Source organism: Klebsiella sp. GW_Kp182 (assembly GCF_040062275.1).
Taxonomy (GTDB): Bacteria; Pseudomonadota; Gammaproteobacteria; order Enterobacterales; family Enterobacteriaceae; genus Klebsiella; species Klebsiella michiganensis.
On sequence record NZ_JBEAFQ010000074.1, the window covers coordinates 18,086 to 33,900 of the forward strand.

Genomic DNA, 15,815 nt, shown 5'->3' on the forward strand with positions numbered 1-15,815 from the left:
CGCCATTGCCTGATGGCGCTGCGCTTATCCGGCCCACGACTTACCACGCAATTCAGGGAGGCGGTATGAAACTGGCAGTCGTCACGGGACAGATTGTCTGCACCGTCCGCCATCAGGGGCTGGCGCACGACAAGCTGCTAATGGTGGAGATGATTGATGCCGCGGGCAAGCCCGACGGGCAGTGCGCCGTCGCCATCGACAGCATCGGCGCGGGGCCCGGCGAATGGGTGCTGCTGGTGAGCGGAAGCTCGGCGCGACAGGCACACCGCAGCGAGGCGTCTCCTGTGGATTTGTGCGTCATCGGTATCGTCGATGAAGCGGTGGCCGGCGGTCAGGTGATTTTCCATAAATAGGACTGAACATCATGAATCAACAGGATATTGAACAGGTGGTGAAAGCGGTACTGCTGAAAATGACGGCCAGCAGCCAGCCGGACGACGCCGTTCATGAGATGGGCGTCTTTGCCTCCCTGGATGACGCCGTCGCGGCGGCAAAGGTGGCCCAGCAGGGGCTGAAAAGCGTGGCGATGCGTCAGCTGGCGATTCACGCCATCCGTGAGGCGGGCGAAAAACACGCCAGAGAATTAGCGGAGCTTGCCGTCAGCGAAACCGGCATGGGTCGCGTTGAAGATAAATTTGCCAAAAACGTGGCCCAGGCGCGCGGCACGCCGGGCGTGGAGTGCCTCTCTCCGCAGGTGCTCACCGGCGATAACGGCCTGACGCTGATTGAAAACGCGCCCTGGGGCGTGGTGGCCTCGGTCACCCCCTCCACCAACCCGGCGGCGACGGTAATTAATAACGCCATCAGCCTGATTGCCGCGGGCAATAGCGTGGTGTTCGCCCCGCATCCGGCGGCGAAAAGGGTTTCCCAGCGGGCGATTATGCTGCTCAACCAGGCGGTGATTGCCGCGGGCGGTCCGGCCAATCTGCTGGTCACCGTGGCGAACCCGGACATCGAAACGGCCCAGCGGCTGTTTAAGTACCCCGGTATTGGCCTGCTGGTGGTCACCGGCGGTGAAGCGGTGGTGGAGTCCGCGCGCAAGCATACCAATAAACGTCTGATTGCCGCCGGCGCCGGTAACCCGCCGGTAGTGGTCGACGAAACGGCCGACCTGGCGCGCGCCGCACAGTCCATCGTCAAAGGCGCCTCGTTTGATAACAACATCATCTGCGCCGACGAAAAGGTGCTGATTGTGGTCGATAGCGTCGCCGACGAGCTGATGCGCCTGATGGAAGGCCAGCAGGCGGTGAAGCTCAGCGCGGCCCAGGCCGAGCAGCTTCAGCCGGTGCTGCTGAAGAATATCGATGAGCGCGGCAAAGGTACGGTCAGCCGTGACTGGGTGGGACGTGACGCGAGCAAGATTGCCGCCGCCATCGGCCTGAACGTGCCGCCGCAGACGCGCCTGCTGTTCGTGGAAACCCCGGCCAGCCATCCATTTGCCGTGACGGAACTGATGATGCCGGTGCTCCCTGTCGTACGGGTGGCCAGCGTCGATGACGCTATCGCGCTGGCGGTGCAGCTGGAGGGCGGCTGCCACCACACGGCGGCGATGCACTCGCGCAATATCGACAACATGAATCAGATGGCGAACGCCATTGATACCAGCATTTTCGTTAAAAACGGGCCGTGCATCGCCGGGCTCGGGCTGGGCGGAGAGGGCTGGACCACCATGACCATCACCACGCCAACCGGGGAGGGGGTGACCAGTGCGCGCACCTTCGTTCGCCTGCGGCGCTGCGTGCTGGTGGATGCCTTCCGAATTGTATAAGGGATGACTCATGGCACACGACGAACAACGTTGGCTCACCCCCAGACTGCAAAAAGCGGCCGCCCTGTGTAATCAGACGCCTGCCGCCAGTGAATCACCGCTGTGGCTGGGCGTGGATTTAGGCACCTGCGACGTGGTGTCGATGGTTGTCGACAGCGAAGGGCAGCCGGTGGCGGTGTGTCTGGACTGGGCTGACGTAGTGCGTGACGGCATCGTCTGGGATTTCTTCGGCGCCGTCACCATCGTGCACCGCCATCTCGATACGCTCGAACAGCAGCTTGGCTGTCGCTTCAGCCACGCGGCGACCTCGTTTCCGCCGGGCACCGACCCGCGTATTTCGATCAACGTACTCGAATCTGCCGGGCTGGAAGTTAGCCACGTGCTGGATGAACCGACCGCGGTGGCGGATCTGCTACAGCTCGACAACGCGGGCGTGGTGGATATCGGCGGCGGCACCACCGGGATCGCTATCGTCAAAAGGGGCGAGGTGACGTACTCCGCCGATGAAGCGACCGGCGGTCACCATATCTCCCTGACCCTTGCCGGTAACCGCCGCATGCCGCTGGAAGAGGCGGAGCAGTACAAGCGCAGCAACGTCCAGGAGATCTGGCCGGTGGTGAAGCCGGTATACGAAAAGATGGCCGAGATTGTTGCTCACCATATCGAAGGCCAGGGCATTGCTGATTTATGGCTGGCGGGCGGCTCCTGTATGCAGCCGGGCGTGGACGCGCTGTTTCGCAAGCGCTTCCCGGAATTACGGGTGCATTTACCGCAGCACAGCCTGTTTATGACCCCGCTGGCGATAGCCAGCAGCGGGAGAGAGAAAGCGGAGGGAATCTATGCAAGCTGAACTGCAGACGGCGCTCTTTCAGGCATTCGATACCCTGAATCTGCAGCGGGTGAAAACCTTCAGCGTGCCGCCGGTGACGCTGTGCGGCCTCGGCGCGCTGAGCGCCTGCGGTCAGGAAGCGCAAGCGCGAGGCGTAAGCCATCTGCTGGTGATGGTCGACAGTTTCCTGCATCAGGCGGGAATGACCGCCGGGCTTGCGCGCAGCCTGGCGATGAAGGGGGTGGCGATGACCGTCTGGCCCTGTCCGCCGGGAGAGCCGTGCATTACCGACGTCTGCGCGGCGGTGGCGCAGCTGCGCGAATCGAAGTGCGACGGCGTGGTGGCCTTTGGCGGCGGTTCGGTGCTTGACGCGGCGAAAGCGGTCGCGCTTCTGGTCACTAACCCTGAGCAGACGCTCAGCGCGATGACGGAAAGCAGCGTACTGCGCCCGCGTCTGCCGCTCATTGCGGTGCCGACCACCGCCGGAACCGGCTCGGAAACCACCAACGTGACGGTGATTATCGATGCGGTCAGCGGGCGCAAGCAGGTGCTGGCCCACGCCTCGCTCATGCCGGACGTGGCGATTCTCGACGCCGCCCTGACCGAAGGCGTTCCGCCGCCGGTGACGGCGATGACCGGGATTGACGCGCTGACCCACGCCGTTGAGGCGTACAGCGCGCTCAACGCGACGCCCTTCACCGATAGCCTGGCGCTTGGCGCGATAGCGATGATCGGCCAGGCGCTGCCGAAGGCCGTGGGCTACGGCCACGACCTCGCCGCCCGCGAAAGCATGCTGCTGGCTTCGTGTATGGCGGGAATGGCCTTTTCCAGCGCGGGTCTGGGTTTGTGTCATGCGATGGCGCATCAGCCCGGCGCGGCGCTGCATATTCCACACGGGCAGGCCAACGCCATGCTGCTGCCGACGGTAATGCGGTTTAACCGCATGGTATGCCGCGAGCGTTTCAGCCAGATCGGCCGGGCGCTGACCGCTAAAAAAACCGACGACCACGAGGCTATCGCCGCCGTTGAGGCGCTGATCGCCGAAGTCGGCCTGAGCAAACGACTCTCTGACGCCGGGGCGAAGCCCGAACATTTCAGCGCATGGGCGCAGGTGGCGCAGGAGGACATTTGTCTGCGCACCAATCCACGCACCGCCACCCGGGAGCAGATTATCGATCTGTACGCGGCGGCGCGCTGATGCGGCCATTTTCCCGGAGGCGTGTGGCTGTCCCGGCTCGCGCTGCGCTTAGCCGGGCTACAGGATCGCAGCCGTCTGCTATTCCGTAGCCCGGGTAAGGCGTTCACGCCGCGACCCGGGAAAGCCCCCGGAGCGCGGTTAATGCCCCGGCGTTCACAGTATCTACAAATCATAAATGACAGGGAGTAAAGGCTATGGGAATTAACGAAATCATCATGTACATCATGATGTTCTTTATGCTGATTGCCGCCGTGGACAGGATCCTGTCGCAGTTTGGCGGCTCGGCGCGCTTTCTCGGCAAGTTTGGCAAAAGCATCGAAGGATCCGGCGGCCAGTTCGAAGAGGGGTTTATGGCGATGGGCGCGCTGGGCCTGGCGATGGTCGGGATGACCGCGCTGGCGCCGGTACTGGCGCACCTGCTCGGGCCGGTGATAATTCCGCTGTATGAAATGCTCGGCGCCAACCCGTCGATGTTCGCCGGAACGCTGCTGGCCTGCGATATGGGCGGCTTCTTCCTCGCTAAAGAGCTGGCGGGCGGCGACGTGGCGGCGTGGCTCTATTCCGGCCTGATCCTCGGGGCGATGATGGGGCCGACGCTGGTGTTCTCCATTCCGGTCGCGCTCGGCATCATCGAGCCCTCCGACCGCCGCTACCTGGCGCTGGGCGTGCTGGCCGGGATCGTCACGATTCCAATCGGCTGCATCGCCGGCGGCCTGGTGGCCATGTACTCCGGCGTGGAGATTAACGGACAGCCGGTGGAGTTCACCTTCGCGCTGATCCTGATGAATATGATCCCGGTGCTTATCGTCGCGGTGCTGGTGGCGCTGGGGCTGAAGTTTATTCCGGAAAAAATGATCAACGGCTTCCAGATCTTCGCCAAATTTCTGGTGGCGCTGATCACCATCGGCCTGGCCGCGGCGGTCATCAAGTTCCTGCTCGGCTGGGATCTGATCCCGGGGCTCGACCCGATCTTTATGGCTCCCGGCGACCAGCCCGGCGAGGTGATGCGCGCCATTGAAGTCATTGGCTCGATCTCCTGCGTGCTGCTCGGCGCTTATCCAATGGTGCTGCTGCTGACCCGCTGGTTTGAAAAGCCGCTGATGCGCGTCGGTAATCTGCTGAAAATCAACAATATGGCTGCCGGCGGTATGGTGGCGACGCTGGCCAACAACATCCCGATGTTCGGCATGATGAAGCAGATGGATACCCGCGGCAAAGTCATCAACTGCGCGTTCTCCGTCTCCGCCGCTTTCGCGCTGGGGGATCACTTAGGCTTCGCCGCCGCCAACATGAACGCCATGATCTTCCCGATGATCGTCGGCAAGCTGATCGGCGGCGTCACCGCCATTGGCGTAGCGATGCTGCTGGTGCCGAAAGATGAAAACGCACCGGCGGCGGCGAAAACCGAAGCGGAGGCGCAATCGTGAAAACTCGCCAGCTGCTGAGCGTCGGTATCGATATCGGCACCACCACCACTCAGGTGATCTTCTCCCGCCTTGAGCTGGTTAACCGTGCGGCGGTGTCGCAGGTGCCGCGCTACGAATTCATCAAACGCGAAATTAGCTGGCAAAGCCCGGTCTTCTTTACCCCGGTTGATAAACAGGGCGGTCTGAAGGAGGCCGAACTCAAGGCGCTGATTCTGGCGCAGTACCAGGCCGCCGGGGTTGCCCCCGAATCGGTGGACTCTGGGGCGATCATTATCACCGGCGAAAGCGCGAAAACCCGCAACGCAAGGGCGGCGGTGATGGCGCTCTCGCAGTCGCTCGGCGACTTTGTGGTGGCCAGCGCCGGGCCGCATCTGGAATCGGTGATTGCCGGTCACGGCGCCGGGGCGCAAACCCTTTCTGAACAGCGGATGTGCCGGGTGCTGAACATTGATATCGGCGGTGGTACTTCAAACTACGCGCTGTTTGAAGCGGGAAAAATCAGCGCCACCGCCTGCCTGAACGTCGGCGGGCGCCTGCTGGAGACCGACGGCCAGGGGCGGGTGGTTTATGCCCATCAGCCGGGACAAATGATCGTCGATGAGGTTTTTGGCGCAGGCGCCGATGTGCGCGCGTTGAGTGCTTCGCAGTTAGCGCAGGTAGCGCGGCGGATGGCGGAGCTGATCGTCGAAGTTATCGACGGCACGCTCTCTCCGCTGGCGCAACGGCTGATGCAAACCGGCCTGCTGCCCGCAGGCGCGGTACCCGAGGTGATAACCCTTTCCGGCGGAGTGGGCGAGTGCTACCGCAACCAGCCCGCGGATCCGTTCTGTTTTTCTGATATTGGGCCACTGTTGGCCACGGCGCTGCATGAGCATCCGCGGCTGCGGGAGATGAACGTGCAGTTCCCGGCGCAAACCGTACGCGCCACGGTGATTGGCGCCGGCGCGCACACGCTCTCGCTTTCCGGCAGCACCATCTGGCTGGAGGGGGTTCAGCTCCCGCTGCGCAATCTGCCGGTGGCGATCCCGCTTGATGAAGCCGATCTGCTGAGCGCCTGGCAGCAGGCGCTGATGCAGCTCGATCTGGATCCGGGATCGGATGCTTACGTGCTGGCGCTTCCTGCTTCGTTGCCGGTGCGCTACGCCGCCCTGCTGGTGGTGATTGACGCGCTGCTGGCTTTTGTCGCGCGCTTTCCCAACCCGCATCCCCTGCTGGTGGTGGCCGAGCAGGACTTTGGCAAAGCGCTGGGCATGCTGCTGCGCCCGCAGTTGCAACAACTCCCGCTGGCGGTCATCGATGAGGTGAGCGTACGGGCGGGGGACTATATCGACATTGGTACGCCTCTTTTTGGCGGATCGGTTGTGCCGGTGACGGTGAAATCACTCGCATTTCCTTCCTGAGGGAACGACTTATGAAACTAAAGACCACATTGTTCGGCAATGTTTATCAGTTTAAGGATGTAAAAGAGGTGCTGGCTAAAGCCAACGAACTGCGTTCGGGGGATGTGCTGGCGGGGGTAGCGGCGGAAAGTTCGCAGCAGCGCGTGGCGGCGAAGCAGGTGCTCTCCGATATGACGGTCGCCGATATTCGTAACAATCCGGTGATTCCTTATGAAGAGGACTGCGTGACGCGCCTGATTCAGGATGACGTCAACGAAACCGCCTATCAGCGGATTAAAAACTGGACCATCAGCGACCTGCGCGAATACGTGCTTAACGATGAGGTCACCAGCGATGATATCGCGTTTGTGCGCAAAGGGCTGACCTCAGAAGTGGTGGCGGCGGTGGCGAAGGTCTGCTCCAACGCCGACCTGATCTACGGCGCGAAGAAAATGCCGGTGATTAAAAAAGCCAACACCACCATCGGCCTGCCGGGCACCTTTAGCTGCCGCCTGCAGCCGAACGATACCCGCGATGACGTGCAGAGCATTGCCGCGCAAATCTACGAGGGGCTCTCGTTCGGCGCGGGCGATGCGGTGATCGGCGTTAACCCGGTAACCGATGACGTGGAGAACCTGACCCGCGTCCTCGATACCGTCTACGGCGTTATCGACAAGTTTAATATCCCGACCCAGGGCTGCGTGCTGGCGCACGTCACCACCCAGATTGAAGCGATCCGTCGCGGCGCGCCGGGGGGGCTTATTTTCCAGAGCATCTGCGGCAGCGAAAAGGGGCTAAAAGAGTTCGGCGTGGAGCTGGCGATGCTCGATGAAGCTCGGGCGGTCGGCGCCGAGTTTAACCGTATCGCCGGGGAGAACTGCCTGTACTTTGAAACCGGGCAGGGCTCGGCGCTGTCGGCCGGCGCGAACTTCGGCGCCGACCAGGTGACGATGGAGGCGCGCAACTATGGCCTGGCGCGGCACTACGATCCGTTCCTCGTCAATACCGTGGTGGGCTTTATCGGGCCGGAGTACCTCTATAACGATCGGCAGATTATTCGCGCCGGTCTCGAAGATCACTTTATGGGCAAGCTGAGCGGCATCTCGATGGGCTGCGACTGCTGCTACACCAACCATGCCGACGCCGACCAGAACCTCAATGAAAACCTGATGATTCTGCTCGCCACCGCCGGCTGCAACTACATCATGGGCATGCCGCTCGGCGACGACATCATGCTCAACTATCAGACCACCGCGTTTCACGATACCGCTACCGTCCGTCAGCTGCTGAATCTACGGCCGTCGCCGGAGTTCGAACGCTGGCTGGAAACCATGGGCATTATGGCAAACGGTCGTCTGACCCAACGGGCGGGCGATCCGTCACTGTTCTTTTGATGACGCGGGGATGACACATGATGGATCAAAAGCAGATTGAAGAAATTGTACGTAGCGTGATGGCGTCAATGGGACAAACGCAGACGGCAGCAGCAGCGCCTGAGGCGACGGTGACGAAATGCGCCAGCCGGTGCGAGGTCGCGGCGGAGAGCTGCGCGCTGGATTTAGGTTCGCCAGAGGCGAAAGGCTGGATTGGCGTGCAGCAGCCGCATCGTGCGGAAGTGCTGGCCGAACTGAAGCGCAGCACCGCAGCGCGCGTGTGTACCGGCCGCGCCGGTCCGCGTCCGCGCACCCTCGCGCTGCTGCGCTTCCTCGCCGACCACTCGCGATCCAAGGATACGGTGCTGAAAGAGGTACCGGAGGAGTGGGTGAAAACCCAGGGATTGCTGGAGGTGCGCTCCGAAATTAGCGACAAAAACCTCTACCTGACGCGCCCGGATATGGGCCGTCGGCTGAGTCCGGAGGCGATTGACGCGCTGAAGGCGCAGTGCGTGGCGAATCCTGACGTTCAGGTGGTGGTATCCGATGGCCTCTCTACCGACGCGATTACCGTCAACTATGAAGAGATCCTGCCGCCGCTGCTGTCGGGCCTGAAGCAGGCCGGACTGAAGGTCGGTACGCCGTTCTTCGTCCGCTACGGGCGGGTCAAAATTGAAGATCAGATTGGCGAAATTCTCGGCGCGAAGGTGGTCATCCTGCTGGTAGGTGAACGTCCGGGGCTGGGGCAGTCGGAAAGCCTCTCCTGTTACGCCGTGTATTCGCCGCGCGTGGCGACCACCGTCGAAGCGGACAGGACCTGTATTTCCAATATTCACCAGGGCGGCACGCCCCCGGTAGAAGCCGCGGCGGTGATTGTCGATTTGGCCAAACGCATGCTGGAGCAGAAGGCTTCCGGCATCAACATGACTCGGTAAGGAGGCATCATGCCTGCATTAGATTTAATTCGCCCTTCGGTGACGGCCATGCGCGTGATTGCCTCAGTGAATGACGGCTTTGCCCGCGAGCTTAAATTACGGCCGCATATACGTAGCCTCGGACTCATCACGGCGGATTCGGATGATGTGACTTATATTGCCGCTGACGAAGCGACAAAACAGGCGATGGTGGAAGTGGTCTACGGTCGTTCTCTTTACGCCGGCGCGGCCCACGGCCCTTCGCCAACCGCAGGTGAAGTGCTGATTATGCTGGGCGGCCCGAACCCGGCGGAAGTGCGCGCCGGTCTGGATGCGATGGTGGCGCATATCGAAACTGGGGCCGCGTTCCAGTGGGCCAACGATACCGAAGATACGGCGTTTCTGGCGCACGTGGTGTCGCGTACCGGCTCTTATCTCTCGTCTACCTCCGGCATTGCGCTGGGCGATCCGATCGCTTATCTGGTGGCGCCGCCGCTGGAGGCGACCTTCGGTATCGATGCGGCAATGAAATCGGCCGACGTGCAGCTGGTGACCTACGTGCCGCCGCCGTCGGAAACCAACTATTCCGCCGCCTTTTTGACGGGAAGCCAGGCCGCCTGTAAAGCTGCCTGTAACGCCTTTACCGATGCCGTTCTGGATATTGCCCGTCATCCAATCCAGCGCGCGTAAGGGGGAAGCGATGATCAACGCCCTGGGATTACTGGAAGTGGACGGCATGGTGGCCGCCGTTGACGCGGCGGATGCGATGCTGAAGGCGGCCAACGTGCGGCTGCTCAGCCATGAGGTTCTTGACCCCGGCAGGCTGACGCTGGTGGTGGAAGGCGACCTGGCGGCGTGCCGGGCGGCGCTGGATGCCGGCAGCGCTGCGGCGCAGCGTACGGGGCGCGTTATCAGCCGTCGGGAGATTGGACGCCCGGAAGAGGATACCCAGCGGCTGATCGCCGGTTTTCAACGGCTGCCGCAAGCGCCGGAGCCGCCGGTGGTCGTGGAATCCTCAGAACCCTTGCTGACGCTGCTCTCTTCGACGCGTCAGGGAATGACGGCAGGGGAGGTGGCCGCCCATTTCGGCTGGTCGCTTGAAGGGGCCAGGAAGGCGCTGGAGCAGCTCTTTTCTACCGGAGCGTTGCGTAAACGCAGTAGTCGCTATCGCTTAAAAAATTAACCAGTCGGAGGTGCCGGGAACGCGAAAGCGCTCCCGGTTTATCAGATCATGAAAAAGAAAAAACCGGCCAACCTGCACCATCTTTATCATGAAGCATTACCCGAAGACGTTAAACTGACGCCGATGGTCGAGGTGGACAACGTCCATCAGCGGCGGACCACCGATGTCTATGAACATGCCCTGACGATTACCGCCTGGCAGCAGATTTACGATCAGCTGCATCCGGGGAAATTCCACGGTGAATTTACCGAAATCCTGCTCGATGATATTCAGGTCTTTCGCGAATATACCGGCCTGGCGCTGCGTCAGTCCTGCCTGGTGTGGCCGAACTCCTTCTGGTTCGGTATTCCGGCAACACGCGGCGAGCAGGGGTTTATTGGCTCACAGTGTCTCGGCAGCGCCGAAATCGCCACCCGACCCGGCGGCACCGAGTTTGAGCTCAGCACGCCGGATGATTACACCATTCTGGGCGTAGTGATCTCGGAGGATGTCATTTCCCGCCAGGCCAGCTTCCTGCATCACCCGGAGCGGGTGCTGCATATGCTGCGTAACCAGTCGGCGCTGGAGGTCAAAGAGGAGCACAAGGCGGCGCTGTGGGGCTTTGTGCAGCAGGCGCTGGCGACGTTTAGCGAGAATCCGGAGAACCTTCATCAGCCCGCGGTGCGTAAGGTATTGGGCGATAATCTCCTGCTGGCGATGGGGGCGATGCTGGAGGAGGCGCAGCCGATGATTACCGCCGAGAGCATTAGCCACCAGAGCTATCGGCGTCTGCTTTCCCGGGCGCGGGAGTACGTGCTGGAGAATATGTCGGAGCCGCTGACGGTTCTCGATTTATGTCAGCAGCTGCACGTCAGCCGCCGTACGCTGCAAAACGCCTTTCACGCCATTCTGGGGATCGGGCCGAACGCCTGGCTGAAGCGCATTCGTTTAAACGCGGTGCGCCGGGAGCTGATTAGCCCGTGGTCGCAGAGCACGACGGTTAAGGATGCGGCGATGCAGTGGGGATTCTGGCACCTGGGCCAGTTCGCTACCGATTATCAGCAGCTGTTCGCCGAGAAACCGTCGCTGACGCTGCATCAGCGGATGCGGCAGTGGGCGTGATGACGATCTATTTAGCGGATGGCGATTCGCGCCGTCATCGCAGGCCTGATAAGCGTAGCGTCATCAGGCAAAACGGCGCCGTATCTGGCCTGCGAACCGCACTATCAGGCAACGTTAAACCCAATCGCGCACCTGAATAAACGCGCTCAGCGCCGCTTCCGGGCTGCCCGCTTCCGGCTGGTAGTCGTATTCCCAGCGCACCAGCGGCGGCATCGACATCAGAATGGATTCGGTGCGGCCGCCGGTTTGCAGGCCGAACAGGGTGCCGCGATCCCACACCAGGTTGAACTCCACGTAGCGCCCGCGGCGGTAGAGCTGAAAATCGCGCTCGCGCTCGCCCCAGACCCTCTCTTTACGCCGCTCGACAATGGGCAGATACGCATCGGTGAAGCCATTGCCCACCGCCTGCATAAAGTCGAAACAATGGTCAAAGTTCGGGGTATTCAAATCATCAAAAAACAGGCCGCCGATGCCGCGCTGCTCGTTACGATGCTTGAGGAAGAAGTAGTCGTCGCACCACTTTTTATAGCGCGGATAAACCTCTTCGCCGAAGGGCTGGCACAGGTCGCGGGCGGTGCGATGCCAGTGAACGGCATCTTCTTCAAAGCCGTAGTAGGGGGTTAAATCGAAGCCGCCGCCGAACCACCATACCGGCTCGGCGCCCGGTTTTTCCGCGATAAAGAAGCGCACGTTGGCGTGGCTGGTAGGGATATAGGGGCTGCGCGGGTGCACGACCAGCGAGACGCCCATCGCTTCAAAGCTGCGGCCCGCCAGCTCAGGGCGGTGCGCGGTTGCGGAGGCCGGCATCGCCTCGCCGTGCACGTGCGAAAAGTTAACGCCAGCCTGCTCAAAGATACCGCCATCGCGCAGCACCCGGCTGCGTCCGCCGCCGCCGCCTTCCCGCTGCCAGCTATCTTCGATGAATTCGCTGCCGTCAACGGCGCTGAGCTTTTGGCAGATAGCATCCTGGAGCTGGAGAAGGAAAGCTTTTACCTGGTGCGCATCGGGTCTCATTAACGTCTCTTCGAGTGGGCTTTCTGGTTATCGAACCAGTGGAAATAGCTGATGATGCCGTTGGCAATCGCCGTGGCGATTTTCTGCCGGAACGCGGTGGTGCCGAGCAGTTTTTCTTCGTTCGGATTGGTAATAAACGAGGTTTCTACCAGCACCGACGGAATCGACGGCGATTTCAGCACCACAAACGCCGCCTGCTCGGTATTGCGGCTGTGCAGCTTGTGCACCGGCTTGATCTTTTTCAGGATATGGGAACCGAGCGTCAGGCTGTTTTTGATGGTATCAGTTTGTACCAGGTCGAACAGCACTTGCTGCAATAGGTGGTCTTTATCCGTCGTTTTCTTGCCGGCCACTTCATCCGCCCGGTTTTCACGGTCCGAGAGATACTTTGCCATGGCGCTACTGGCGCCGCGGTTGGAAAGGGCGAAAACGGAGGCGCCGGCCGCGCTCGGGTTGGTGAAACCATCGGCGTGAATTGACATAAAAAGATCGGCGCCGTGCTGGTGGGCGATCTCCACCCGGTCATAGAGCGGAATAAATGTATCGCCGCTGCGCGTCAGGCGCGCATCGATGCCGTTGCTGCGCAGAATGCTGCGCACGTTTTTAGCGATCGCCAGCACGACGTGCTTCTCTTTTGAACCGTTATGGCCGATAGCGCCGGTATCGATACCTCCATGGCCCGGGTCGAGCATCACGACGCGTTTGGCGCCTTTTTTTTTCGCTGCGGGTTTGCTGTGCCCATTGGATGTTTTCAATGGCTGTTGTTCTTTCGCGCTGGCCTGTGAGGCGATCCCTGAAAGCGTGATTGCTGCCAGCCCGGCTTTCAGCACCTGGCGGCGCGAAGCAAGTATTTTTAATGGTTTAAAAGTGCTCATTCGGCCTGAATTGCAAACAAGTGGTAACCAATGTTATATCGTATCGTCTTTTCTGATACGACCATTCAAAATAAGAATTGTTTTACTTTTCATTTCAATACATGACAAAGTCATAGTATGCCATTTTTTGCGGCTCATTGCGCCTGATATTGGCTATCGGGCACAATCACGCCATAATCTCTGTTTTTAACCGTCAATGGTGGGGAATACCATGGAGATACGCGTTTTTCGCCAGCAAGATTTCGAAGAGGTCATCACCCTGTGGGAGCGTTGCGATCTCCTTCGCCCATGGAACGATCCGGAAATGGATATTGAACGTAAGCTGAACCACGATGCCAGCCTGTTTCTGGTCGCCGAAGTTAACGGTGAAGTGGTTGGCACGGTGATGGGCGGTTATGACGGGCATCGCGGGTCTGCCTATTATCTTGGCGTGCATCCTGAATATCGCGGTCGCGGTATTGCTAATGCGCTGCTTAATCGGCTGGAGAAAAAGCTGATCGCCCGCGGCTGTCCGAAAATAAATATTATGGTTCGCGAAGATAATGATGTGGTGCAGGGGATGTACGAACGCCTTGGCTATGAGCATTCAGACGTGCTGTGCCTCGGCAAGCGCTTAATTGAAGATGAAGAATACTGAGTTTATCCCCGCCGATTTCGATACCCACGGCCGCCTGCGTTTGCCGTTTCTCTTTTGGTGCGTGCTGCTGCTTCAGGCGCGGACGTGGGTGCTATTTCTGATGGCCGGCGCGTCACGCCAGCAGGGCGACGCGCTGCTGAATCTGTTTTATCCGGACCACGATAATTTTTGGCTGGGATTGCTCCCCGGCATTCCGGCGGTGCTGGCGTTTATCATTAGCGGGCATCGTCAGCGCTTCCCCCGGCTCTGGCCCATGATGCGCTGGCTGCTGGTGCTTTCCCAGCTCTTGCTGTTGGTCTGGCAACCGCTGTTGTGGATGAGCGGCGAGTCGCCTTCGGCGGTGACCATCGGCCTGCTGGCGGCGGATCTTTACGCGCTCTGGTGGCTGTTAAGCAGCCGTCGGCTGAAAGCCTGTTTTCGCGAAGAACAGGTTTAACGGCACTTTTTGCCGATCGCGCACTCCAACTTGCGTTGAATACATCAGAAAGGACACTCAGTCATGAAATCGCTACGTTTACTTCTCTGCGCACTACCGCTGGCTTTAACCGGCTGCTCAACGATGAGCTCGGTGAACTGGTCGGCGGCTTATCCGTGGAACTGGTTTGGTTCCTCTATGGAGGTGAGCGAACAGGGCGTAGGCAACCTGACGGCGTCAACGGCGCTGAGCGAGCAGGCGATCGGCGACGCGCTCGGCAGCAGCTACCGCCTGCGCAGCGGCATGAAAACGGCTAACGGCAATATTGTGCGCTATTTCGAAGCGTTAAAAGATGACAAGGTCGCGCTGACCATCAACGGCGAGAGCGGGACTATTAGCCGCATCGACGTGCGCGATAGCAATATCAAAGCCGCCAGCGGCGTGAAAATCGGTACCCCGTTCAGCGATATCTACAGCAAAGCGTTTGGTAACTGCCAGAAAGGCAGCAACGATAACGGTGCCGTGGTGGAGTGCAAGGCCGAGGGTAGCCAGCATATTAGCTATGCCTTCACCGGCAACTGGAGCGGCCCTGATGAGCTAATGCCCTCCGACGACACGCTGAAAAACTGGAAGGTGAGCAAGATTATCTGGCGTCGCTAATTTGATCTGAAGTGATTCGAGGTCCTGAAAAAGCGGGTACAATAGCGCCTTAAAAAGCCACAGCGTTGTGGTTGTACTATTTCAGGAGGAGCGATGTCTCAGGTTCAGAGCGGCATTTTGCCGGAACATTGCCGTGCGGCGATTTGGATTGAAGCAAATGTCAAAGGCGATGTTGACGCCCTGCGCGAAGCCAGCAAGGTGTTTGCCGATAAGTTAGCCACCTTTCAGGCGAAATACCCGGAAGCGAAGCTGGGGGCGGTGGTCGCTTTTGGCCATAACGTCTGGCGTCAGCTAAGCGGTGGCGTCGGGGCTGAAGAGCTAAAAGACTTCCCGTCCTATGGCAAAGGTCTGGCCCCGGCCACCCAGTATGATGTGCTAATCCACATTCTGTCCGCGCAGCATGAGCTGAATTTTTCTGTCGCTCAGGCGGCCCTGTCCGCTTTTGGCGCAGCGATTGATGTCAAAGAAGAGATTCACGGCTTTCGCTGGATTGAAGAGCGCGATCTGAGCGGCTTTGTCGACGGTACTGAAAACCCGGCGGGGGAAGAGACCCGCCGTGAAGTGGCGGTGATTCAGGATGGCGTCGATGCGGGCGGCAGCTACGTATTTGTGCAGCGCTGGGAGCACAACCTCAAGCAGCTTAATCGCATGAGCGTTCCCGATCAGGAGATGATGATCGGCCGTACCAAAGAAGCCAACGAAGAGATTGACGGCGACGATCGTCCGGATACCTCTCACCTGAGCCGCGTGGATCTGAAAGAAGAAGGTAAAGGGCTGAAGATTGTGCGTCAGAGCCTGCCGTACGGTACCGCCAGCGGCACCCACGGCCTCTACTTTTGCGCCTACTGCGCGCGTCTGCACAATATTGAACAGCAGCTGCTGAGCATGTTCGGCGATACCGACGGTAAGCGCGACGCGATGCTGCGTTTTACCAAACCGGTGACCGGCGGATACTACTTCGCGCCTTCGCTGGATAGACTGCTGGCGCTGTAAGATCTTCTCCTGACCCTCTCCCCCGCAGGGAGAGGGGACCGTTCGGCGC

The 15,815-nt window shown here is 60.3% G+C and carries 17 protein-coding genes; 15 read left to right on the forward strand and 2 right to left on the reverse strand.

The window, feature by feature from the left end; translation table 11 throughout:
* The first annotated feature begins 65 nt into the window (after nucleotides 1-65).
* The 11 genes from eutN to eutR all read left to right on the forward strand — a co-directional run bounded on the left by eutN (nucleotide 66) and on the right by eutR (nucleotide 11,172).
* On the forward strand, nucleotides 66-353 hold the full coding sequence (gene eutN / locus ABLU88_RS27225) for an ethanolamine utilization microcompartment protein EutN (protein ID WP_004853058.1): 288 nt from the start codon (nucleotides 66-68) through the stop codon (nucleotides 351-353).
* An 11-nt stretch (nucleotides 354-364) separates the two neighbouring features.
* The gene (locus tag ABLU88_RS27230) at nucleotides 365-1,768 is read left to right on the forward strand and encodes an aldehyde dehydrogenase family protein (protein WP_025106624.1); all 1,404 of its coding nucleotides are present in this window, start codon (nucleotides 365-367) and stop codon (nucleotides 1,766-1,768) included.
* A gap of 10 nt (nucleotides 1,769-1,778) precedes the next feature.
* The gene (eutJ, locus tag ABLU88_RS27235) at nucleotides 1,779-2,618 is read left to right on the forward strand and encodes an ethanolamine utilization protein EutJ (protein ID WP_348838675.1); all 840 of its coding nucleotides are present in this window, start codon (nucleotides 1,779-1,781) and stop codon (nucleotides 2,616-2,618) included.
* Nucleotides 2,608-3,795 carry an ethanolamine utilization ethanol dehydrogenase EutG gene (eutG, locus tag ABLU88_RS27240; protein WP_265810443.1) on the forward strand — a complete coding sequence of 396 codons (1,188 nt, stop codon included), beginning with the start codon at nucleotides 2,608-2,610 and terminating at the stop codon, nucleotides 3,793-3,795. The genes eutJ and eutG overlap by 11 nt, the downstream gene beginning before the upstream one ends.
* Before the next feature lie 194 nt (nucleotides 3,796-3,989).
* Nucleotides 3,990-5,222, forward strand: coding sequence for an ethanolamine utilization protein EutH (gene eutH, locus ABLU88_RS27245; protein WP_004853049.1), 1,233 nt, complete (start codon nucleotides 3,990-3,992; stop codon nucleotides 5,220-5,222).
* Nucleotides 5,219-6,622 (forward strand): ethanolamine ammonia-lyase reactivating factor EutA, encoded by a 1,404-nt coding sequence (gene eutA / locus ABLU88_RS27250; protein ID WP_154919640.1) that lies wholly within the window; start codon nucleotides 5,219-5,221, stop codon nucleotides 6,620-6,622. The genes eutH and eutA overlap by 4 nt, the downstream gene beginning before the upstream one ends.
* Before the next feature lie 11 nt (nucleotides 6,623-6,633).
* On the forward strand, nucleotides 6,634-7,995 hold the full coding sequence (eutB, locus tag ABLU88_RS27255; RefSeq protein WP_004104373.1) for an ethanolamine ammonia-lyase subunit alpha: 1,362 nt from the start codon (nucleotides 6,634-6,636) through the stop codon (nucleotides 7,993-7,995).
* 20 nt (nucleotides 7,996-8,015) lie between these two features.
* Nucleotides 8,016-8,909: an ethanolamine ammonia-lyase subunit EutC gene (gene eutC, locus ABLU88_RS27260; RefSeq protein WP_348838704.1), complete on the forward strand. Its 894-nt coding sequence runs from the start codon at nucleotides 8,016-8,018 to the stop codon at nucleotides 8,907-8,909.
* A gap of 9 nt (nucleotides 8,910-8,918) precedes the next feature.
* Entirely contained in the window at nucleotides 8,919-9,578 is a 660-nt protein-coding gene (gene eutL, locus ABLU88_RS27265; protein ID WP_348838679.1) for an ethanolamine utilization microcompartment protein EutL, read from the forward strand.
* A gap of 10 nt (nucleotides 9,579-9,588) precedes the next feature.
* The gene (eutK, locus tag ABLU88_RS27270; RefSeq protein ID WP_128334611.1) at nucleotides 9,589-10,071 is read left to right on the forward strand and encodes an ethanolamine utilization microcompartment protein EutK; all 483 of its coding nucleotides are present in this window, start codon (nucleotides 9,589-9,591) and stop codon (nucleotides 10,069-10,071) included.
* Between the two features lie 48 nt (nucleotides 10,072-10,119).
* Entirely contained in the window at nucleotides 10,120-11,172 is a 1,053-nt protein-coding gene (gene eutR, locus ABLU88_RS27275) for an HTH-type transcriptional regulator EutR (protein ID WP_025106630.1), read from the forward strand.
* Between the two features lie 114 nt (nucleotides 11,173-11,286).
* On the opposite strand, the gene hemF is transcribed toward eutR, so the two are convergent.
* The gene (gene hemF / locus ABLU88_RS27280; RefSeq protein WP_047723139.1) at nucleotides 11,287-12,186 is read right to left on the reverse strand and encodes an oxygen-dependent coproporphyrinogen oxidase; all 900 of its coding nucleotides are present in this window, start codon (nucleotides 12,184-12,186) and stop codon (nucleotides 11,287-11,289) included.
* Entirely contained in the window at nucleotides 12,186-13,061 is an 876-nt protein-coding gene (gene amiA / locus ABLU88_RS27285) for an N-acetylmuramoyl-L-alanine amidase AmiA (protein ID WP_004870750.1), read from the reverse strand. Before amiA ends, hemF begins: the two co-directional genes overlap by 1 nt.
* A 211-nt stretch (nucleotides 13,062-13,272) precedes the next feature.
* Here amiA and ABLU88_RS27290 point away from each other — a divergent pair, with 211 nt between their 5' ends.
* The 4 genes from ABLU88_RS27290 to ABLU88_RS27305 all read left to right on the forward strand — a co-directional run bounded on the left by ABLU88_RS27290 (nucleotide 13,273) and on the right by ABLU88_RS27305 (nucleotide 15,766).
* Nucleotides 13,273-13,698, forward strand: coding sequence for a GNAT family acetyltransferase (locus tag ABLU88_RS27290; protein ID WP_004853033.1), 426 nt, complete (start codon nucleotides 13,273-13,275; stop codon nucleotides 13,696-13,698).
* Nucleotides 13,685-14,134, forward strand: coding sequence for a DUF2919 domain-containing protein (locus tag ABLU88_RS27295; protein ID WP_004853030.1), 450 nt, complete (start codon nucleotides 13,685-13,687; stop codon nucleotides 14,132-14,134). The genes ABLU88_RS27290 and ABLU88_RS27295 overlap by 14 nt, the downstream gene beginning before the upstream one ends.
* Nucleotides 14,135-14,197: 63 nt before the next feature.
* Nucleotides 14,198-14,773: an RpoE-regulated lipoprotein gene (locus ABLU88_RS27300; protein ID WP_014230324.1), complete on the forward strand. Its 576-nt coding sequence runs from the start codon at nucleotides 14,198-14,200 to the stop codon at nucleotides 14,771-14,773.
* A gap of 93 nt (nucleotides 14,774-14,866) precedes the next feature.
* Nucleotides 14,867-15,766, forward strand: a complete 900-nt coding sequence (locus tag ABLU88_RS27305) for a Dyp-type peroxidase (RefSeq protein WP_009654897.1) — start codon at nucleotides 14,867-14,869, stop codon at nucleotides 15,764-15,766.
* Nucleotides 15,767-15,815 lie beyond the last annotated feature (49 nt).